The sequence below is a fragment of the Cellulomonas sp. ICMP 17802 genome, assembly GCF_041295535.1.
Taxonomy (GTDB): Bacteria; Actinomycetota; Actinomycetes; order Actinomycetales; family Cellulomonadaceae; genus Cellulomonas.
The window spans coordinates 56,481-76,738 of the sequence record NZ_JBGFQZ010000013.1; the positions used below are offsets into that span (position 1 = coordinate 56,481).

Sequence of the window (20,258 nt, forward strand, 5' to 3'; positions counted from 1 at the left end):
CACGGACACTGACCCTCCGCAGCGTGGTTCATCAGGCAGGATGTACCGCATGGACAGGCAGCAGGAGTTCGTGCTCCGCACGGTCGAGGAGCGGGACATCCGCTTCATCCGTCTCTGGTTCACCGACGTGCTCGGGATCCTGAAGTCGGTGGCGGTGGCACCCGCGGAGCTCGAGGCTGCCTTCTCCGAGGGGATCGGCTTCGACGGCAGCGCCATCGAGGGCCTGACCCGGGTGTACGAGGCGGACATGATCGCCAAGCCCGACCCCTCGACGTTCCAGGTGCTGCCGTGGCGCGGTGAGCGGCACGGGACCGCCCGGATGTTCTGCGACCTGCTGACGCCGGACGGCGAGCCGTCGCTGGCGGACTCGCGCAACGTGCTCAAGCGCGCGCTGTCCAAGGCCGCCGACCAGGGGTTCACCTTCTACACGCACCCCGAGGTCGAGTTCTACCTGTTCGACGCCCCCGCGGACCCCACGCTGCCGCTGGTGCCGGTGGACCAGGGCGGCTACTTCGACCACGTCCCGCGCGGCACGGCCCACGACTTCCGGCGCGCGGCGATCACCATGCTCGAGTCGATGGGCATCTCCGTGGAGTTCTCCCACCACGAGGCCGGTCCCGGGCAGAACGAGATCGACCTGCGCTACGCCGACGCCCTGACCACCGCGGACAACATCATGACGTTCCGCACGGTGGTCAAGGAGGTCGCGCTCGAGCAGGGCGTCTTCGCCAGCTTCATGCCCAAGCCGCTGGCCGACCAGCCCGGCTCCGGCATGCACACGCACCTCTCGCTGTTCCAGGGCGACCGCAACGCGTTCCACGAGGCCGGCGGCCACCTGGAGCTGTCCAAGACCGCGCGCTCGTTCATCGCCGGCCTGCTGCGGCACGCCCCCGAGATCACGGCGGTGACCAACCAGTTCGTGAACTCCTACAAGCGGCTGTGGGGCGGCGCCGAGGCGCCGAGCTACGTGTGCTGGGGTCACAACAACCGGTCGGCCCTCGTGCGCGTGCCCATGTACAAGCCGGGCAAGGGCAACTCGAGCCGCATCGAGTACCGCGCGATCGACTCCGCCACCAACCCGTACCTCGCGTTCGCGCTGCTGCTCACCGCCGGGCTCAAGGGCGTCGAGGAGGGCTACGAGCTCCCCGAGGGCGCAGAGGACGACGTCTGGGAGCTCACGGACGCGGAGCGCCGGGCGCTGGGCATCGAGCCGCTGCCGTCCTCGCTCGAGGCGGCGATCTCGATCATGGAGCGCTCGGAGCTCGTCGCGGAGACGCTCGGTGAGCACGTGTTCGACTACTTCCTGCGCAACAAGCGCCAGGAGTGGGAGGCCTACCGCGCTCAGGTCACGCCGTACGAGCTGCGGCGGTTCCTGCCGGTCCTGTGAGCACCACCGCCGGGCGCGGCGCGTCGCTGGCCGGTCGGCTCACGCGCGTCGGGGTGTCCGACGCCGCGCGCGCGGAGCGTCTGCTGTCCGACGCCGCCCTGCTGCGCGTCGTCGACTCCCCGGCGGAGCTGCTCATCGCGCCGCTGGCCGACGTGGCGGACCCGGACCAGGCGCTGCTGGCCCTGGCGAAGCTCGCGGGCGCCGTCGTCGGCGACCCGGAGCTCCTCGCGGTCCTGCGGGGCGTGCTCGAGGAGGACGGTCCCGCGCGGGCCCGGCTGCTGGCGGTCGTCGGCGCCTCGGTCGCCCTCGGGGACACCCTCGTCGCGCACCCGGAGAACCTGAGGGTGCTGGTGGACGACGCCCTCGGCACGGGAGTGCCGGTCGCGGAGGTCCGCGCCGAGCTGCTGGCCGCCGTGGGCGCCGACCCGGACGCCGACGTGCCGGTGGCGACCGTCGTGGGGGCGCGCGGCACCGACGCGATGCGGCTGGCGTACCGCGCGCGGCTGCTGCGCATCGCCGCGACCGACCTGACCAGCTCGGAGCCGTTGTCGCGCCTGCCCGGTGTCGCGGCGGCGCTGGCGGACCTGGCCGGTGCGGCCCTCGAGGCGGCCCTCGCGCTGGCCCGGGCGGATCTCGACGACCACGGCAGGGGCGTGCGGCTCGCGGTCATCGGGATGGGCAAGGGCGGTGGCCGCGAGCTCAACTACGTGAGCGACGTCGACGTCATCTACGTCGCCGAGCCCGTCGACGGGGTCGACGAGGCGGAGGCACTCGCGGCGGGCGCCCGGCTCGCCGCGGGGCTGGCGCGTGCGTGCTCGACGCCGTCGGCCGAGCCGGCGCTCTGGCCGGTCGACGCCGCGCTGCGGCCCGAGGGCAAGGACGGCCCGCTCGTGCGGACGCTGGCCAGCCACAAGGCGTACTACGAGCGCTGGGCCAAGACGTGGGAGTTCCAGGCGCTGCTCAAGGCCCGGCCGCTCGCGGGCGACCAGGCGCTGGGCCACGAGTACGTCGAGATGACGCAGCCGTTCGTCTGGGGGGCGGTCACGCGCGAGCACTTCGTCGAGGACTCCCAGGCGATGCGCCGGCGGGTCGAGAGCCACGTCCCGGCCGCGGAGGCCGACCGGCAGCTGAAGCTCGGCGTCGGCGGCCTGCGGGACGTCGAGTTCACCGTGCAGCTGCTGCAGCTGGTGCACGGCCGTGCCGACGAGTCGATCCGGAGCCCCAGCACGCTGACCGCGCTCGCCGCGCTGGCGGCCGGCGGCTACGTCGGCCGTTCCCACGCCGCCCAGCTGGCCGTCTGCTACCGCCTGCTGCGGGTGCTCGAGCACCGAATCCAGCTCTACCGGCTGCGGCGGACGCACCTCATGCCGACGTCGGAGCCCGACCTGCGCCGCCTCGCGCGGTCGATCGGCATGCGGGCCGAGGGGGCCGAGGGGCTGCTGGAGCGCTGGCGGGCCACCCGCCGCGAGGTCCGGGGCCTGCACGAGGAGCTCTTCTACCGCCCGCTCCTGCCCGCGACCGCGCAGCTGTCCACGGCGGAGGCCAGCCTGGCCCCGGACGCGGCCAAGGCCCGGCTCGCGGCCATCGGCTACACCGACCCCGCCGGCGCCATGCGGCACATCGCCGCGCTCACCGAGGGGGTCTCCCGGCGCGCGTCGATCCAGCGCCAGCTGCTGCCGGTGATGCTCGGCTGGTTCGCGGACGGGGCCGATCCGGACGGCGGCCTGCTCGCGTTCCGCCGGCTGTCCGACGAGCTGGGCGCCACGCACTGGTACCTCAAGCTGCTGCGCGACTCCGGCACGGCCGCCCGTCGGCTCGCGCGCGTGCTGTCCACGTCCCGTTACGTCGCCGACGCCCTGACCAGGTCGCCCGAGTCCGTCACCTGGCTGGCCGACGACGCCGACCTGGTGCCGCGCACCCTCGCGCGCCTCACGGCCGAGGCAGACGCGATCCTCACGCGCGCCGACGAGCCGGTCGCGGCGGTCACCGCGCTGCGCGGGCTGCGGCGTCGCGAGCTGGCCCGCACGGCCGCGGCCGACGTGCTCGGGGTGGTCACCGGGCAGCGGGCGTCGCGGAGCCTGAGCGCCGCCGCGGACGTGGTGCTCATGGGCGCGCTGCGGGTGGCCGAGTGGGAGGCCCGCGCCGAGCGCGGGCTCGAGGTGAGCCCGACCCGGCTGCTGGTGGTCGCGATGGGCCGGTGGGGCGGCGGCGAGATGGGCTACTCGTCGGACGCCGACGTGCTGTTCGTGCACGACCCGCTGGACGGCGTGGAGCCGGTGGCCGCCCAGGAGTTCGCCCTCCAGGTGACCATGCGGCTGCGGGCGCTGCTCGGCACGGTGGGCCCGGAGCCGACGCTCGAGGTCGATGCCGACCTGCGGCCGGAGGGTCGCAACGGGCCGCTGGTGCGGTCGTTCGACAGCTACGCGGAGTACTACGACCGCTGGTCGTCCACCTGGGAGAGCCAGGCGCTGCTGCGCGCGCGACCGGTGGCCGGCGACGACGAGCTGGGGGAGCGCTTCGTCCGGCTCATCGACCCGCTGCGGTACCCGCCCGGCGGGATCGACCCGGCGGCCGAGCGCGAGGTGCGCCGGATCAAGGCGCGGGTCGAGTCGGAGCGCCTGCCCCGCGGCGTCGAGCCCGCCCGTCACCTGAAGCTCGGGCGCGGCGGGATCTCCGACGTCGAGTGGACGGCGCAGCTGCTCCAGCTGCAGCACGCCCACGCTGTGCCGGCGCTGCGCACGACCGCGACGCTCGAGGCCCTCGACGCCGCGACCGCCGCCGGGCTCCTCGACGCGGACGACGCCCGCGTGCTGAGCGAGGCGTGGCTGCTGGCCAGCCGGCTGCGGGACGCCAACGTGCTGTGGAGCGGGCGCGGCGGGGCCCACGCCGACGTGCTCCCTCACGACCGGCAGGCGCTGGCCGGCCTGGCCCGGGTGGTCGGGTACCCGGCGGGCTCGGGCGGCGAGCTCGAGCAGGACTACCTGCGGACGGCCCGCCGGGCGCGCGTGGTGGTCGAGCGCGTCTTCTACGGCTGACCGGCGTCGGTGGGCGGCTCGTCCTCGGGCACGTCGACCCAGCCGCGCTGCCGACGAATCGCCTGCTCGTCCTCCCGCAGGAGCTCGTCGTCGACGAGGTCGTGCCGGCGGACGTAGGTGGTGGAGACCGCCTGGATGGTCGCCACCACCGGCAGGGCGAGGAACGCCCCGATGGGTCCGAACACCGCGCCGAACCCGATGACGCCGAGGAACGACACGGCGGGGTTGATCTCGAGCGAGCGGGCCGAGACCTTGGGCGAGAAGACGAGGTTCTCCAGCTGCTGGTACGCGATGATGAACGCCAGCACCAGCACGCCCTTGATCGGGTCGACCGCCAGGGCGACCGCCACCGGGAGCGCCCCGCCGATGTAGGTGCCGATGGTCGGCACGAACTGCGAGACCACCCCGGTGAACGCGGCGAGCGGCAGCGCGTAGGGGATGTGCAGGACGCTCAGGACGACGAACGTGAACGCCGTGGACAGCGCGGCGAGCACGATGCGCGAGTTGATGAAGTCGGCGACCTTCTCCTGCGAGATCTCCCAGAGCCGCAGCACCTCGCGCTGCCGGGCCGGTGCGAGCAGCCGGCAGATCGCCGCGCGCAGCCGCGGTCCGGCGCTCGCCATGTAGTAGACGACGAGCAGGACGGAGCTGGCGGTGAACAGCCCGCCGACGATCGACGACCCGATGCCGATGAGCCCCGGCGCCAGCTCCTGCCAGTGCGCGCTCAGGTTGATGAGCAGCTCGTCCACCTCGGGCATCTCGACGGCGAAGTTCGTCGCCACCCAGTCGGCCAGCTGCGCGTAGTAGTCCGGCAGCGACTGGACCAGCTCGATCAGCTGCGTGACGAACAGGCCGCCGAAGAGCGCGATCACGCCGAGGATCGCGACCAGCGAGACGATCATGACGATCCCCGTGGCGCGCGTGCGGCGCAGCCCCCGGGCCACCAGCCAGCGGATCAGCGGTTCCATGGCGAGCGACAGGAACCACGAGATCACGACGATGAAGATGACGTTGCCCAGCAGGGACAGCGCTCGCCATGCGGCGACACCGAGGAAGACCGCGACGGTCGTCATGACGAGGGCCCGGGGGAGCCAGGGGGGCGGCTTGCGCGGGTCGGTCGCTGCCAGGACGACGGGTCCGGCGGCGGGGTGGTTCGGCATCGATCCCCCCGGAAGGTCGGGTGAGAGGACGGCGGGCGGTGTTCCTCCCGGTTCGCAACGTACCGGTCCGGACCGCGTTGGGGCGGCACCCTCGCGCGATGACCTGCGGAACTGCCATGCTCGACTCGTCGTCGTGCATTCCGGACATCTGGGGGAACCCCGTGGTCGAGAGCGCTGCATCACCCCGCAAGCCGCGCCGGACCGCGGCCGCACCGGACGCCGCGACGGAGCCGCCGGCCGCCGACGACCCCGCCGGGACGCCTGAGGGCCCCCCGGACGAGGTCGCGCCCTCGTCGGAGAACGACACCGTGCCGCTCGACACCTCGGCGAACGGCACCCTCGAGCTGCCCACGAGCATCGACGTCGAGGTGCCCGCCTCGACGGCGACCGAGGACCGGGCGGTCCTGCTGGCGCGCCTGCAGCTGCTCGAGACGGAGAACGCGCGGCTGCGCGCGGAGGCGGACGTCGCACCGCCCGCGGCCGCGCCCCGCCCGCGGCGCAAGGTCGGGCGGTCGACCGCCGCGGTCGTCCTGATCCTGCTGGGCGCCCTGCTCGCCCCGCTGGCGGTCGTCGGCTCGTGGGCGCGGGGGCTGGTGGTCGACACCGACCGGTACGTGGCCACCGTGGCGCCGATCGCCGACGATCCGCTGGTGCAGTCCGCGGTCACCAACCGGATCACCCTGGCGGTCGTGGACGCGCTGAACGTCGAGCAGCTCACCACGCAGGCGACCGACGCCGTGGCGAACCTGAACCTGCCGCCGCTGGTCTCCGGCGCCGTGCAGTCCCTCCAGGGCCCGCTGCAGGACGCGATCACCAGCTTCATCCGCAAGAACGTCACCAAGATCGTGAGCTCGGACGCGTTCTCGACCACGTGGGAGCAGGCCAACCGCGCCGCGCACGAGCAGATCGTGGCCACGCTGCGGGGAGACCCCGACGCGCTCGCGCAGATCAGCGACACCGGCGCGCTGACCCTCGACATCACCCCGATCATCGAGCAGGTCAAGACGTCGCTCGAGCAGGCCGGGTTCACGCTGGTCAGCCGCATCCCGACCATCACCGTGACGTTCCCCATCGCGTCCAGCGCGGACCTGGTGCGGCTGCAGAACGCGTACCAGCTCATCGACGTGCTCGGCGGCCTGCTGCCGTACCTGTCCCTCGGGCTGCTCGCCGCCGGCGTGCTCGCCGCGCAACGCCGCTCGCGCGCTCTCGTGGTCGCCGGCCTGTCGCTCGCGGTCGCCATGGTGCTGCTCGGCGCGGGGCTGCTGATCGGGCGGTCCCTGTACGCGACCTCGCTGCCGCCCACCGTGCAGCGCGTGGACACCGCGGTGTCCATCTACGACCAGGTGGTCTCCCTGCTGCGCATCGAGCTGCGCGTCGGGCTGGTGCTCGGGCTGCTGGTCGCGATCATCGCGTTCGTCGCGGGCGGCACCCCGGCGGCCCGCCACCTGCGGGCGTCGTCGTCGCAGGCCGCCCAGTGGATCCGCACCGCGGGCGAGCGCCGGGGCGTCACCACGGGCCCGGTCGGCGTCTGGCTCGACGAGCAGCGTGTCCTCGTGCGCGTGGTCGTGATCGCGCTCGCGGCGCTCGCTCTGGTGCTGGCCGACATGCTCACGCCCGCCTACGTCATCACCGTCTTCGTCATCGCCCTGGTGGTGCTCGGGCTGGCGACGCTCGCCGCGCGCCCGCGGGCCGCGGAGGAGCCCGACGCGGTCATCTGACGACCGGTCAGCCGCCGGTCCGGCAGAGCGGGCCGGCGGTGACGTGCTCGGCCGCGAGCACCCGGACGGCGCGCTCCCGGCCGAGGTTCCAGTCCCCGATGCCGGTCGCGCCGGTGACGTCGGCCGACGCGAGCAGGCACGACCGCAGCGCCGGCTGGCCCTGGATCTGCGCGAAGGCGGGCACGGCGTCGGCCGAGAGCCCCGCCAAGTACGCGGCGTCGAGGCCGGAGTCGAGGTCCGCCGTCGTGTTGTGCCGGACGATCTGCGCGTCGGGGTTGACCAGCGCGAGACCGAGCATCGCCACTGCGACGACCTGCACCACCGCGCGGGGGAGCCACCGGCCGCGCCAGCGGACCCCCGCGGCCATGACCAGCAGGAACACCGCGGCCAGCGTGACCTCCACGACGACGACGAACAGCCGCAGGCGGGTGAGCCCGAACGCCTCGACGTAGAGGTCCATCCGGCGCAGGGCCGACGCGACGACGCCGAGCGTGCCCAGGCAGAGCACTCCGAGCGCCACCCGGGACACCCACAGGTCGCGCGCCGACTCCCGCGGCGCCCGCCGCGCCGCCACCGCGACGACCACCAGCGTGAGCGCGGTGACCACGACCAGCTGCGCGAACCCCTCCCGCGCGTACTGGGCGTAGGTCAGACCGACGGTCTCGAGCACGTGCCGGTGCCCGCCGAGCAGGCCGCCCACCTGCACGGCGACGAAGGCCAGCACCATCGCGTCGAGCGCGACCACGGGCAGCAGCCACTCGCCGCGGCGCGCGGGCGCCTTCGCGGCCAGGCGGGCGTCCGACCAGGCGGGCGGTGCGAGGGCGAGGTGCGCCAGGCTCGCGGCGACGAGGGCGACCAGCGCGCCAACGACCACCTGGCCCGGCAGCAGCTCGGCATCGAGGCGGGGCAGGTAGCTGGCGAAGACGCGGTCCGCGCTGGCGAACAGGAGGCCGAACACGAGCAGCAGGCCGACGGTGATCGCGACGCTGCGCAGCGCCGCGATCAGCTGTCCGCGGCGAGCGCCGAGGCGCGTCTCGACGCCCTTGGCCACCCACGGCAGGGCGCGCACGGCGCCGGCCGCCCAGCTGAGCGGCGCCAGCACGGCCGCTGGGGCGGATCGCGACGAGGTGACGGCCACGGCGCCCGCCCACACGGCCACGACGGCGCACAGGGCGACCACCCAGAGCGCGTCCCGGAACGCGACGACCCCGACCAGCCCGATCGACAGCAGGGCGGTCGCGAGGTCGTTCACGTCCCGCCGCCGCACCAGCGCCGGGGCGGCCGCGGCCCAGACCGCGAGCCCCACGAGCGCGGCGCCCAGGCCGGGCCGGTGGCCGACGAGCAGCGCGCCGCCGAGCACGCCGGCGCCGCCGCCGAGGACGAGCGTGCGGGTGGCGACCGGTCGTCGGCGCTCCGCCCAGAACTCCACCAGCGCCCGCGCGACCGGGCCCGGCTCGCGGGGGACCGGAACGGCACGGCCCGCCACCCAGGAGGGCGGCGGGCCGGGAAGAGCGGGCGTGGTCGGGGGCGTCGGTGCACCGGAGTCGGTCATGAGCGTCACGCTAGGCACAGGCGTCCGTGCACGTCAGAGACTTGCGCGGGGGTCCCGTGCACGTTGTGTGCAGTGGTCCGGGCGCCCTCCACATCTGGTGCCCAGCGCGCACACAGGCGGTCACGACGACAGGAGCGCCTCGCCGATCCCGGGGATCGCGGCGAGGTAGGAGCGGACCTCGTCGGGACCCCAGCCGTGCGTCTCGCGCAGGCCGGTCGCCATCGTCCGCAGGTACGCGTCGCTCGGGGCGTTGAGCGGCGCGTCGTCGAACGGCTCCGAGGTCAGGGTGACCAGCGGGAGTCCGTCCCGTCCGCCCAGGTGCACGATCGTCTCGTAGCGCCCAGGGCCGTAGCGGTGCCGCCCTTCCCGCCCGAGGGCTTGCAGGTCCAGGTCCTCGCCGGGGTCGCGGCGCATCTCCTGCGCCAGGACGTCGGCCAGCTGACCGGACCCCAGCAGGTACGCGGCCGCGGCGACCCGCCCGGTGCCGTCCGGGTCGAAGACCGCGGTCCCGCCGCCCCACGCCGTCGAGGCCCCGGTGAAGGACAGGCTCCCGCGGACGACGAGCGGGACGGTGCGTTCGGGCTCGGTCCGGTCGCGGCACCCCGGGTACGTGCGCCGGCTGCCCGGCGGTCGGCCGCCGCGCAGGTAGTAGCGGAACCGGTCGACGCTGAGGTTCGACCCGTAGGCGACGTACCAGACGCGGTCGACGACGGCCGTGGTCATCCCGGCAGCGTCCGCGCGCGCCCGGCCGCGACGGCCTCCGCGAGCAGGACCTCCTGCGCACGCTCGTAGAGCTCCATCGCCTGCTCGGGCGTGTCCCCGACGGCGGTCAGGCCCACGCGCCCCAGCTCGGTCAGGCAGCTGATCATGTGGAACACGACGCCCGTCTGCCGGGACTGGTCGAAGTGCAGGCCGTGCCGGGCCACGACGTCGAAGAGGTCGCCCACGCGCAGCGCGCGCAGCTCCGGTGCCTCGAGGTGGTCGGTGGCGACGAGGTGCTTCTCGGCGCCGGTCGACGTCAGGTACCGGCCCGACGGTCCGTCGTAGCGCCCGTCGGTGAGGAACTGCAGGGTGAGGAACGGGTGCGTGGTCCCGCCCTTGCGCAGGTTCAGCTCGATGGCGTGGGCCTCCCAGGCACCCGTCTCGTCGCGGACGACGACGAAGTCGACGGCGAACCGACCCAGCACCCCCTCCCGGGCCAGGCGGCGGCCGATGGTCTGCGCAGGGTCGCTGATGAGGCGCGAGTACGCGGGGTCGGCGGGGAACGTGCAGCCCAGGTAGCGCTGGCCGCTCGGGCCGCCCAGCAGCTGGTCGTGGGTGGACAGCAGCTCGACCGTCCCGTCGGGCAGCACCCGCAGCTGCACGCTCGGGCTGCGCAGCTCGGTGCCCGTGACCCGCTCCTCGACCACGCCCCCGCCGGCGAACCTCTCCCAGTACTCGGCGCGGCTCAGGGTCGGCGACTCCAGCTCGAGGGCCTCGACCCGGTCGCGCACCTCGGCCGGGGACGCCGCCCCCGCCAGGTCGACCAGGGCGTTGCCGCTGCCCGACGCGCCCTCGTTCAGCTTGACGATCACCTGCCGGCTGGTCGGGCGGGCGGCGAGCAGGGCGAGGATCGCGTCCACGACGTCCTCTCGGCTGTGCAGGTCCTCCGCACCGAACGGGTGCTGCACGCCCTCCTGCGCGAACAGGCGCCGGCAGCCGGTCTTGCTGCCCAGGTCGGCCAGCCGCGGGTCGGACCCGTACATGGGGATGCCGAGGTGGAGGGCGAGGTCCCGTTCCCGCTCGGTGGTGCTGTAGGCGATGAGGTGGCAGCGCTCGCGGTTGGGGATCGCCGCGGCGATGCTCTCCACGAGCCGAGGCCGGTCGAGCAGCTTCTCGTTGAGCGGGCGCAGCGTGGCGTCGTCGACGGAGACGAGCGTGAGCCGGGCGCGGGCGTGGCTCGGGATCACGCCGGGCAGGAGGGCCAGGTAGTACTCGATGATGCTGTCCTTGATGGGCGTCGACGTCACGTAGGTCATCCGGAGGAGGGGCTGCCGCAGCAGGAGCAGCAGGAACAGGAAGCGCTCCTCGAAGGCCTGGACCAGTCCGGCGCTCCCGGCCGCCTTCGCGTCGACGGCCACGGACGGGACCACGACGACCGACTCGTCCTCGTGGTCGAGCCGCATCACGTCCCAGACCGACCTCATCCGCTGCTGGAGCAGGTCGAAGCGCTCCTGGCGGGCCGACTCGTCGAGCTGCTCGAGAGTGGTCACGGCTGCCTCACCTCCGTCGTCTCGACCGCGAACGTGCTCACGGGTCTGCTGAAGCCGCGAAGCTCGAGCTCGCCCATCGGCCGTCCGTCGACGCGGTCCTCGACGGCGGAGAAGACGCGCTGGCTCACCAGCACCTGGCCGGCCGCCGCCGCGGCGCACAGCCGGGCCGCCAGGTTGGTCACGCTCCCGATCGCGGCGTAGTCGGAGCGACCCTCGAACCCGATCCGGCCGAGCGTCGCGTAGCCCTGCGCGACGCCGACGCCGAAGCCCAGCTGGTGCCCCCGCCGGGACCAGCCCACGGCCAGCGCGGCGACGCGGTCCTGCATGGCCGTCGCCATCGCCACGGCCCGCCAGGCGGGGTCCTCGCAGGGCACCGGGTCGTTGAAGAAGACCATGAGCCCGTCCCCGGTGAACCGCTCGAGCGTCCCCTCGTACTCGTCGATCAGCCCGCCCAGCGCCCGGTGGTACTCGCCCAGCACCGCCATGACCTCCTCGGGCTCGGACTGCTCCGCGAACGGGGTGAAGCCGCGCAGGTCGCAGAACACCACGACGATCTCCCGGCGGTGGCTGTCCAGCAGCGACTCGTCGCCCGAGTCGATCACCAGGTCAGCCAGCTGCGGTGGCAGGAAGCGCCGGAGCCGGTGGAGCTTCTGCAGCTCGTCGACCTGCGTGCGGACGCGCTCCTCGAGCTCGCGGTTCCACTCGGCCAGCTCGGCCGCCTGCCGGGCGATCGTGTCCTGGTACCGCTTCACCCGGGCCAGCGACGCCACGCGGGCGACCAGCTCGCCCTGGTGGAAGGGCTTCGTGACGAAGTCGTCGGCGCCGGCCTCGATGGCGCGCAGCTTCTCCTGGTCACCGCTCGCGGTGATCATCACCACGGGGAGGTAGGTGGTGGCCGGGTCCGCCCGGACGCGCCGGCACACCTCGTACCCGTCGATCCCCGCCATCACGATGTCGAGCAGGACCAGGTCGACGGCGTGCGCGGGGTCGTGCAGCACGCGGAGCGCCTCCTCGCCCGATCCCGCCAGCACCAGCCGGTAGCCCCGCGGCTCCAGGACCGCCTGCAGGAGCCGCAGGTTCTGCGGCACGTCGTCGACCGCGAGGATCGTCACCGGGTCAGGCATGCGGGTGACCGTGCACCAGGAACGCGTCGACCTGCGAGGGCAGAGCCCGGACGCTGATCGGCTTGGACAGGTAGCCGTCGAAGCCGTCGGCGAGTGCCCGGTCGCGGTCCTCCTGCATGGCGAACGCGGTGACGGCGACGACGGGCACGTCGGCCACGACAGGGTCCTGCCGGATCCGGTGCAGCGCCTCGACCCCGTCGATGCCGGGGAGCTGGAGGTCCATGAGGACGAGGTCCGGGCTGCAGTCGTGCGCCAGGTCGACGCCCTCCTCGCCCGACCGTGCCTCGACCACGTCGTAGCCGCGCACCTGGAGCACGTCGCGGATGAGCTTGAGGTTCAGCGTGTTGTCCTCGACCACGAGGATCCGGCTCGACGTCATCCCAGCATCCCCTCGACTGCGGCGGCGGGCAGGGCCTCGGCGCGGTGCAGCGCGCGCACCAGGTCGTCGCGACCGACCGGCTTGATCAGGTACTCGGCCGCCCCCAGGGCGAGGCCGCGGGAGCGCTCGTCGACGATCGACGCGATGACGACCGGGATGTCACGCGTCGCCTCGTCCGCCTTGAGGCGCTCGAGCACCTGCCAGCCGTCGAGGCCGGGCAGGCGCAGGTCCAGCACGACCGCCACGGGCCGCGACGAGCGGATCTTGTGCAGCCCGGCCCGGCCGTCGCGCGCCCGGACCACCCGCACGCCGAGCCCGTCGAGGTAGGCGGCGAGGAGGTCGAGCGAGGCGCGGTCGTCGTCCACCACGACGACCACGGGCGCGTCGTCGCGCGGTCCGTCGGCACGTGCCGCCGCGAGCGAGGCGCGGTCGTCGTCCACCACGACGACCACGGGCGCGTCGTCGCGCGGTCCGTCGGCACGTGCCGCCGCGGTGTCGGAGGGCAGGACGAACCCGAAGGTGCTCCCGCCGCCGACCTCCGTCTCCAGCCACATCCGGCCGCCCAGCAGGGCCACGAGCCGTCGGCAGAGGGTGAGGCCGAGCCCCGTGCCCTCCTCCTTCGGGGCGCCGCGCCGCCCTTGCTGGAACGCCTCGAAGATGCGTTCGCGCTCCTCCGGCGCGATGCCCGGACCGTCGTCGGTCACGGTGATCTCGAGCTCGGGGCCGACCTGGCGCGCGGCGACGACGACGTGGCCGCCGTCGGGTGAGAACTTGACGGCGTTGCTGAGCAGGTTCACCACGACCTGCTTGAACTTCAGCTCGTCGGACTCGATCAGGTGGACCGCCGGGTCGATCGCCAGAGCGATCTCGATGCCGTGGTCGTTCGCGCGCCCCCGGACGGTCGCGATGCCGTACTCGATGGCGGTCGGCACCGAGAACGTGGACGGCTCGAGCTCCATGCGCCCGGCCTCGACCTTGGACAGGTCGAGGATCTCGTTGAGCAGCTCGAGCAGGTGCTGCCCGGAGCTGAGGATGTCGCGGAGGTACTCCTCCTGCCGCTCGTTGATGTCGCCGAAGAGCCGCTCGAGCAGGACCTCGGAGAACCCGATCACGGCGTTCAGCGGCGTCCGGAGCTCGTGGGACATGCTCGCCAGGAACTCGGACTTGTGCTGGCTGACCACCTCCAGCTCGGCCGTCTTGACCTCGAGCTCCCGGAACAGCCGGGCGTTGGTCACCGCGAGCGCCGACTGGCTGGCGAACGTCTCGAGGAAGTCGACGGTCTCCTGCGCGAACGGCCCGGCGGTGCGGCGTCGCACGACGAGCGCCCCGACGATCCGCTCGCCGCGCAGCACGGGGACGGCGAGCACCGAGCGCCAGCCGTCGGCGTGCAGGACGGCCAGGTGCGGGTCGAGCTCGACCTCGTCCAGGTCCGGGACGGCGACGGGGTGCCGCTCGAGCGCGGCGCGTCCGACGAGCGTGGCCCCGAGCTCGATCCGCACGGCGCGCAGGGCCTCGAGCAGCGCGGGACTGCTGGCGTAGGCGCTGCGCACGGAGAAGACCTGGTCGTCCTCGAGGTACTCCATCATCGAGCCGCCGTCGCACCCCGAGAAGCGGACGGCGTTCTTGATGATGGTGGAGAGGACCTCGTCCAGCACCAGGCTCGAGCTGACGATCCCGCCCACGGCGCTGAGCGCCTCGAGCTGGTCGACGCGGCGGGCCAGCTCGGCGCCGCGGGCGTCCAGGGCCGTGAGCAGGTCGACGTGGCGCACGACGATCGCCGCCTGGGCCGCGAACGCCTCGAGCAGGGCGATCGCGCTCGCGTCGAACGGCTCGACCTCGCTGCGCAGCAGCGACAGGGCGCCCACCACCTCGTCGTCGAGCACCATGGGGGCGGCGACCACCGTGCGGAACCCGACCATCTCCTGCAGGTCGCGCCGGCGGTAGGTGGGGTCCACCAGCACGTCGGCGATCTGCTGGACCTTGCGGCCCGTGGCGGCGCGGCCCACGATCGTGTCGCCGTCCAGCCGGATGGGGTGCTCGCGCCAGTAGTGCCGGAGCTCGTCGGTGAGTCCCACGGACGACGCGAGCGTGAACCGGTCGCCGTCGATGAGGTAGACGAGCACGGTCTGCGCCCGGCACAGGCGCTGCGCGGTGTCGACGATCGTGTCCATCACCGCATCGGGATCGGCCGCCGACCCCAGCGCGGTGAGGACGGCGTTCGCCGCCGAGAACTGGTCGGTGGCGTCGTCGTAGGCGCGCCGCAGGCGATCGTGCTCCGCCTGGCTGACGGTCCCGCCCTGCAGCTCGGCCATCGTCGGCCGCCCTTCCCCGGGTCTCGACGTCCCGGGCGCACCTCAGTCTGCTCGCGGGCGCTGGGCGTGTGCAATGACGTCCCCGCCGGGCGACCGAGCGTGCGCGCCCGTCTGCCAGGCTGGCGGCATGAACGCCTGGCGCACCCGCAGCTCGACGACCGTCTACGAGAACCCCTGGATCCGCGTGCGCGAGGACGAGGTCGACCGGCCCGACGGGACCGCGGGGATCTACGGCGTCGTCGAGGTGCGCAACGACGCGGTCTTCGTCGTCCCGCTCACCGACGACGACGAGGTGGTCCTGGTCGAGGTGGCCCGGTACGCCACCGGCGGGGTCTCGCTCGAGGTGCCCGCGGGCGGGTCCGACGGCGAGGACGCGCTGCTCGCCGCGCGCCGGGAGCTCCGCGAGGAGACCGGTCTGGTGGCCGACCACTGGCAGCGGCTGGGGTCGATGTTCGCGCTCAACGGGATCTGCCACGCGCCCGAGCACGTCTACCTCGCGCGCGGGCTGCGGCCCTCGGACGAGCCGTCCGAGCAGGCGGCGGAAGGCATCTCGGGGGTCCGGAGCGTGCCATGGTCCGACGTCCTCGGGCTCGTGGCCGACGGGACGATCGACGACGGCGAGACCGTGGCGGCCCTCATGTACGCGGCGATCGCCCTCGGGCGGGTGTCCTGACCGACCGGGCCCGGACCGCACAGGCGATGATGGGGAGATGTCGGACGGCCAGGTGATGCGAGGACGACTGCTGGTCGCGGCCCCGGGGTTGCGCGAGCCCACGTTCCACCGCACGGTCATCCTGCTGCTCGACCACAGCGCCACGGGAGCGGTCGGGGTGGTGCTCAACCGCCCGTCGCCGGTGGACGTCGCCGCGGTCCTGCCGGAGTGGCACAGCCACGTCGCCGACCCGCCGGCCCTGTTCGTGGGCGGCCCGGTCGGCGAGGACACCGCCATGGGTGTCGCGGTCCTGCTGCCCGGCGCACGGCCGTCACCCGACCTGGACGCCCTGACCGGCCCCTTCGGCCTGGTGAACCTCGACGCCGCGCCCGAGGCCGTGGCGGGGCAGGTGCGCGGGGTCCGGGTGTTCGTCGGCTTCGCCGGGTGGGGCGAGGAGCAGCTCGAGGGCGAGATCGCCGAGCGTTCGTGGTTCGTCGTCGACGCCGAGCCGGCCGACCTGCTCACCCGCGAGCCCGAGCAGCTGTGGCGGCGGGTGCTGCGACGGCAGGGCGGCGACCTGGCGATCGTCTCCACCTACGCGGAGGACGCCTCGCTCAACTGAGGCCGCCGTCCCGTCCCGGCCTCAGGGCAGCCCGAGGTCGACGGCGACGGTCCCGTACGGCGCGGCCAGGGCCGCGGTCGCCGAGGGGTACGACAGCTCCCAGTCCCAGCGGCCGTCGTCGGCCAGCACGCGGGTGCGTCGGGGCGCGAACGAGTAGGTGAACTGCTGCCCGACCGGGACCGTGAGCCCGACGGCGCCCGACGCGGTCCGCACCGTCACCGTGCCGGCGATCGAGGCGCCCGTCGTGGCGTCCTTCGCGGTGACGGTGTGCGGAGTCGAGCCCGCGCGCGCCGGGTACGGGGCGATCCGGACGATCGCTGTGGGCGTCACGGGCGGCGGGGGAGCGACCCGGAGGCTCGAGAGCAGCGTGACCACCTGGGCCTGCAGGCCCAGGTCGTAGAGCGCCTCGAGGTGGTTCAGCGCGTTCGTGGTGTGGGTGGTGGCGAACGGCAGCCGGGAGCGGGCGTCGGACACGAGCACGTCGCCGGACCCGGGTGCGAGCTCGGGCGTGGTGGCGACGAGGGTCGTCAGCGCCGTCGCCAGCGCCACCACGCCCGGCACCGGGGCCAGGACGCCGACCAGGGGGAGCAGGCTCACCGCGTCGAGCGGTGCGCCGATGGGCAGCGACGACGTCGCCCAGTGGAAGAAGGGCCACGGCACGGGCAGCGGGACGTAGGACTCCGGCGTGAACGCCTTCGCCCAGAGTCGGGAGAACACCGTGCTGACGCCGCCGAACGTGTGGTACCTGATGCCCGGGACGGGCTCGCCGGGAGCGATCGCCGCCGTGGGCGCGCCGATGGCGAGCTCCGCCCGGGCCCCGTTGAGCACGAGGCTGCGCAGCGGCGTGAGGAACGTCGGGGGAGCGCCGAGCGTCGTCAGCGACGTCTGGACCGTCGCCAGCAGCCCGTCGACCGTCACGGCGAGCGAGGCGACGCCGGAGCCCAGGTGCGGGGAGTGCAGCGAGACGAGCATCCTCGTCCGCCCGAGGAAGCCCGTCAGGGTGGCGTCCGCGGCCGCCGCCAGCAGGAAGGACCGGGCCACGAGGCCGCCGCGGCTGTGCGCGACGAACGCGACCCGCAGCGGCGCGATCTGGGGGTCCGCGCTCATCGCCCGGGCGATCCCGACGAGCTGCGTGACGTCGTTCGCGATCAGCGGCCCGGACTGGGAGTACGTGATGGTGCTGAAGCCGGCCGCCAGCAGGGCGTCCCGCCAGCTGGTGAGCGACGTCGCCGGGGGATCGAGGAACGCGCCGATGATCGGCAGCGGCGGCGGGTACGCCGCGAACGACAGGCTGGTCCAGCCCGGTGGCGGCGCGGCGCGGTTGAACGCCACGGACCCGAAGACGCTGGTCAGCGGGGCGGTCATGTCCCGGACGTCGCCACCCATGCCGTGCAGCAGCACCACGATCGGCAGGCTCGGGTCGAGGGGACCGTCGACGGTCGCGCCGGTCGTGCCGAGCGCCCTGCCCATGCCGACGCCCCCTCAGGCCGGGGTGTCGGTGCGCCGGGCGAGCAGCAGGACGCCGTCGACGTCGATCTGCTGGGCCGTCACGCTCGTGCGGGAGATCGAGAGGGCGACCAGCGACTCGTCCGGCGGCAGGTCGGCCGTCCCGGTCGGTGCCGAGCCCGTGGGGCCGAACGTCACCAGCCGCACCGGCTCGAGCCGGGAACCCGGGTGCGCCGACTCCCAGTCGCGCACGAGCTCCTGCATCGCCGGTGGCAGAGCGGGCGGCACCCCGGCGCCGGGGAGGGGGTGGTGAGGCCGGGCCGGCCCCGGCCGCAGCACCCTGCCGCCGCGCACGGTGTCGACCGGGGCGTCGGGGGCCGCCGCGTACCGCGCGGCCGCCTCGCGATGGCCCCGCAGCACCTCGAGGGGCTTGCCGGCCGCGGCCCGCCACGCGGACTCGCTCGTCACGTCTGCGGGGTCGCTCATGCCAGCCTCACCGTCACGTCCTGGACCCGGTCGAGGGTGATCGTGATCGACGCGCCGGGGATCGGGATCGTCACGGAGCGCAAGGGCGCGGTGGGCTCGACCGCCGAGATCGGCGTCGAGAGGCTCAGCGAGGAGAACCGGCCCGAGAGCGGCAGCGCGAACCCCGCACCGAAGGTCAGGCCCGTGAGCGCGCCGGCGATGATCGGCGCGACGAACGGTCCGGCGATGAGGTCGACCGCGGCGAGGACGGCGATGACCGAGAACTGCCCCGCGAGCGCGGCCAGCACGTACGCGAGCGGGTTGACCTGGACGTCCGACGTCGCGACGGCCGGCAGCGACGGCCCGACGCCGATGGTGAGCACGCCCCCCGACACCGTCGCCGTGAAGGGGGCGGTGATGGTCGCCGACGCCGTGCCGGACGCGAAGCCGCCGAAGCCGCTGACGGTGAGGCGCGCGTCCACCTGGAGCAGCCCGGCCGCGTTGACCTGACCGAGCAGGAAGTCGAGCGAGACGGTCGCGGCGGGGGTCGTCCCGATCATCGGGATGGTGCCCGGGGGCACCGGGAACGGCGTCGGCGTGAAGATCGCGCACGGGTGCGCGGTGGACCAGGCCGGCGAGCCGACCGGGATGCCGAGCGTCGTCGCCAGACCGGCACGGACCGCCCGCAGCACCGTCCCGTTGTTGAGCACCGCGGCGGCGAGGTCGAGCGGCGCGCCCAGGGCGTCGCTGCGCACGATGACGCGGCCCGCCGCCGACGGATTCCCGGCCGGACTCCCGGGCAGGCTCACCAGCACCTTGAGAGCCGCGACGCTGGTGCGCACGGCGGCGAACGTCACCCCGGCGGGCTCGGGCAGCGCGAGCTGCGGCGTGAGCCCGGCGGTGGCATCGGCGATCGCGGCGGCCGCGGCCGAGTCCGCCGCGTCGCCGATCTCGGTGTGCTTCTGCTGGTAGGCCGTCTCCCCGCCCTGCAGGTACGCGGCCGCGAGCGCGATCTGGATCGGGGGCGACGCGAACAGCGCGTCGTGGTCGAGCACGGCGCCGGCGTGGGCAGCGTCCGGCGTCAGGACGACGCCCCTCGACCCGCTCCGGACGCCGACCCCTACGCCGAACGGCACGGTGAACGTGCCCGCCAGCTCGACACCCGCGAGCCCCGGCGGCAGGGTGATCTGCACGCCGCCCACGGACGCGGACAGGACGGTCCCCACGGCGTGGAACGTGCCGGTGACCACGATCTGCTCACCCACGAGGACGTCGGCGCCCCCGGGCGTCACGGCGTCGACGACGACCCGCAGCCGGATCCCCGCGGTGGTGACCTCCCGCGGCGGGGGCAGCGGCACCGCGAACGCGCCCGTCACCGACGCGGCGAGCATGGCCTCGGCCACCTCGAACGCGACGTCGAAACCGCCGTGGTCAGCGAACATCGTCGCCCCCGACCACGACGGCGTGCTCCAGGGCCGCCGCGGCGGCCGGGTTCTCACGCAGCGTCAGCAGCACCCCCGACGGGATCGTCGTCGTCGGCGGCAGCGAGATGGTGACGATGCCGCGCCCGCGCAGCACGGCCTCGATGGTCCGCTGCACCACCACCGCGGAGTACCGGCCCGCGGCCACCCGCGTGACGGCCGCGGAGGTGTCCGCGGTCAGGTCGGCGAACCCGCCCGGGCTCGCGGCCGCGTCGTCGGCCACCTCCCGCAGCAGCGCGAGCGCCTGGGCCGTCTCGGGGACCACCTTCTCGGCGACCTTGGTCAGGTGCGCGCCGGCCAGGACGTGCCCGAGGAGCGCCCCGCTGGGCACCACGACCTCGACCGGGTCGACGCCGGGCAGCGCCAGGGCCAGGGCCTTGGCCGGCTGCTCGAGCAGCAGCTGCGCGTTGGCCTCGTCCTGCTCGACCCATGCGAGCAGCTCGCCCTGGCGGTCGACGACCGTCTTGGCCAGCTCTGCGCGGGCCTCCGCGCCCTTCAGCTCCACGTCGTGGCGGGCCAGGATCCGGCGGCCGTCCACCCGGCGTCCTCCGGCGCCCAGCCGGACGACCGACGGGACGTCGCCCGGCCACACGTGCGGATCGGTGTCGTCCGGCATGCCGAACCCCCTTCGGCCGGCCGCGACGGTGCGGCGTGCGCGTGGGGGACGTGTCTC

Annotated in this window: 16 protein-coding genes; 5 read left to right on the forward strand and 11 right to left on the reverse strand. The window is 74.2% G+C overall.

Translation table 11 applies throughout. The annotated features are described in order from the left end of the window. Window positions 1-49: 49 nt before the first annotated feature. Together glnA and AB5970_RS11870 are read left to right on the forward strand one after the other, a co-directional pair. Window positions 50-1,387, forward strand: a complete 1,338-nt coding sequence (glnA, locus tag AB5970_RS11865) for a type I glutamate--ammonia ligase (RefSeq protein WP_370504148.1) — start codon at window positions 50-52, stop codon at window positions 1,385-1,387. Then, window positions 1,384-4,422, forward strand: a complete 3,039-nt coding sequence (locus AB5970_RS11870; RefSeq protein WP_370504149.1) for a bifunctional [glutamine synthetase] adenylyltransferase/[glutamine synthetase]-adenylyl-L-tyrosine phosphorylase — start codon at window positions 1,384-1,386, stop codon at window positions 4,420-4,422. Before glnA ends, AB5970_RS11870 begins: the two co-directional genes overlap by 4 nt. Here AB5970_RS11870 and AB5970_RS11875 read toward each other — a convergent pair. Next, window positions 4,413-5,582, reverse strand: a complete 1,170-nt coding sequence (locus AB5970_RS11875; RefSeq protein WP_370504150.1) for an AI-2E family transporter — start codon at window positions 5,580-5,582, stop codon at window positions 4,413-4,415. The genes AB5970_RS11870 and AB5970_RS11875 overlap by 10 nt on opposite strands. Before the next feature lie 98 nt (window positions 5,583-5,680). Between AB5970_RS11875 and AB5970_RS11880 the strand changes: the two genes are divergently transcribed. Continuing rightward, a complete protein-coding gene (locus tag AB5970_RS11880; protein WP_370504151.1) occupies window positions 5,681-7,300 on the forward strand; it encodes a hypothetical protein in 1,620 nt (539 codons plus the stop codon). 7 nt (window positions 7,301-7,307) lie between these two features. On the opposite strand, the gene AB5970_RS11885 is transcribed toward AB5970_RS11880, so the two are convergent. From AB5970_RS11885 to AB5970_RS11910, 6 genes are all read right to left on the reverse strand, one after another. Further along, window positions 7,308-8,852 carry a DUF4153 domain-containing protein gene (locus tag AB5970_RS11885; protein ID WP_370504152.1) on the reverse strand — a complete coding sequence of 515 codons (1,545 nt, stop codon included), beginning with the start codon at window positions 8,850-8,852 and terminating at the stop codon, window positions 7,308-7,310. A 120-nt stretch (window positions 8,853-8,972) separates the two neighbouring features. Beyond that, window positions 8,973-9,575, reverse strand: a complete 603-nt coding sequence (locus tag AB5970_RS11890) for a histone deacetylase (protein WP_370504153.1) — start codon at window positions 9,573-9,575, stop codon at window positions 8,973-8,975. Continuing rightward, on the reverse strand, window positions 9,572-11,104 hold the full coding sequence (locus AB5970_RS11895; RefSeq protein ID WP_370504154.1) for a peptide ligase PGM1-related protein: 1,533 nt from the start codon (window positions 11,102-11,104) through the stop codon (window positions 9,572-9,574). The genes AB5970_RS11890 and AB5970_RS11895 overlap by 4 nt, the downstream gene beginning before the upstream one ends. Continuing rightward, a complete protein-coding gene (locus AB5970_RS11900) occupies window positions 11,101-12,228 on the reverse strand; it encodes an adenylate/guanylate cyclase domain-containing protein (protein ID WP_370504155.1) in 1,128 nt (375 codons plus the stop codon). Before AB5970_RS11900 ends, AB5970_RS11895 begins: the two co-directional genes overlap by 4 nt. Next, window positions 12,221-12,607, reverse strand: coding sequence for a response regulator (locus AB5970_RS11905; RefSeq protein WP_370504156.1), 387 nt, complete (start codon window positions 12,605-12,607; stop codon window positions 12,221-12,223). Before AB5970_RS11905 ends, AB5970_RS11900 begins: the two co-directional genes overlap by 8 nt. Then, window positions 12,604-14,919 (reverse strand): hybrid sensor histidine kinase/response regulator, encoded by a 2,316-nt coding sequence (locus tag AB5970_RS11910; protein ID WP_370504157.1) that lies wholly within the window; start codon window positions 14,917-14,919, stop codon window positions 12,604-12,606. Before AB5970_RS11910 ends, AB5970_RS11905 begins: the two co-directional genes overlap by 4 nt. A gap of 127 nt (window positions 14,920-15,046) precedes the next feature. Here AB5970_RS11910 and AB5970_RS11915 point away from each other — a divergent pair, with 127 nt between their 5' ends. Further along, window positions 15,047-15,592, forward strand: coding sequence for an NUDIX domain-containing protein (locus AB5970_RS11915; RefSeq protein WP_370504158.1), 546 nt, complete (start codon window positions 15,047-15,049; stop codon window positions 15,590-15,592). A gap of 37 nt (window positions 15,593-15,629) precedes the next feature. Further along, complete coding sequence (locus AB5970_RS11920) at window positions 15,630-16,193, forward strand: YqgE/AlgH family protein (protein WP_370504159.1); 564 nt, start codon at window positions 15,630-15,632, stop codon at window positions 16,191-16,193. Between the two features lie 21 nt (window positions 16,194-16,214). Here the strand turns inward: AB5970_RS11920 and AB5970_RS11925 are convergent, their stop codons facing one another. Genes AB5970_RS11925 through AB5970_RS11940 form a run of 4 tightly spaced genes read right to left on the reverse strand, consistent with a single transcriptional unit; the run spans window position 16,215 to window position 20,201 of the window. Continuing rightward, window positions 16,215-17,663 (reverse strand): hypothetical protein, encoded by a 1,449-nt coding sequence (locus AB5970_RS11925; RefSeq protein WP_370504160.1) that lies wholly within the window; start codon window positions 17,661-17,663, stop codon window positions 16,215-16,217. A gap of 12 nt (window positions 17,664-17,675) precedes the next feature. Continuing rightward, entirely contained in the window at window positions 17,676-18,125 is a 450-nt protein-coding gene (locus AB5970_RS11930; RefSeq protein WP_370504161.1) for a hypothetical protein, read from the reverse strand. Then, window positions 18,122-19,546 (reverse strand): hypothetical protein, encoded by a 1,425-nt coding sequence (locus AB5970_RS11935; RefSeq protein WP_370504162.1) that lies wholly within the window; start codon window positions 19,544-19,546, stop codon window positions 18,122-18,124. Before AB5970_RS11935 ends, AB5970_RS11930 begins: the two co-directional genes overlap by 4 nt. Then, window positions 19,536-20,201, reverse strand: a complete 666-nt coding sequence (locus tag AB5970_RS11940) for a hypothetical protein (protein WP_370504163.1) — start codon at window positions 20,199-20,201, stop codon at window positions 19,536-19,538. Before AB5970_RS11940 ends, AB5970_RS11935 begins: the two co-directional genes overlap by 11 nt. Window positions 20,202-20,258 lie beyond the last annotated feature (57 nt).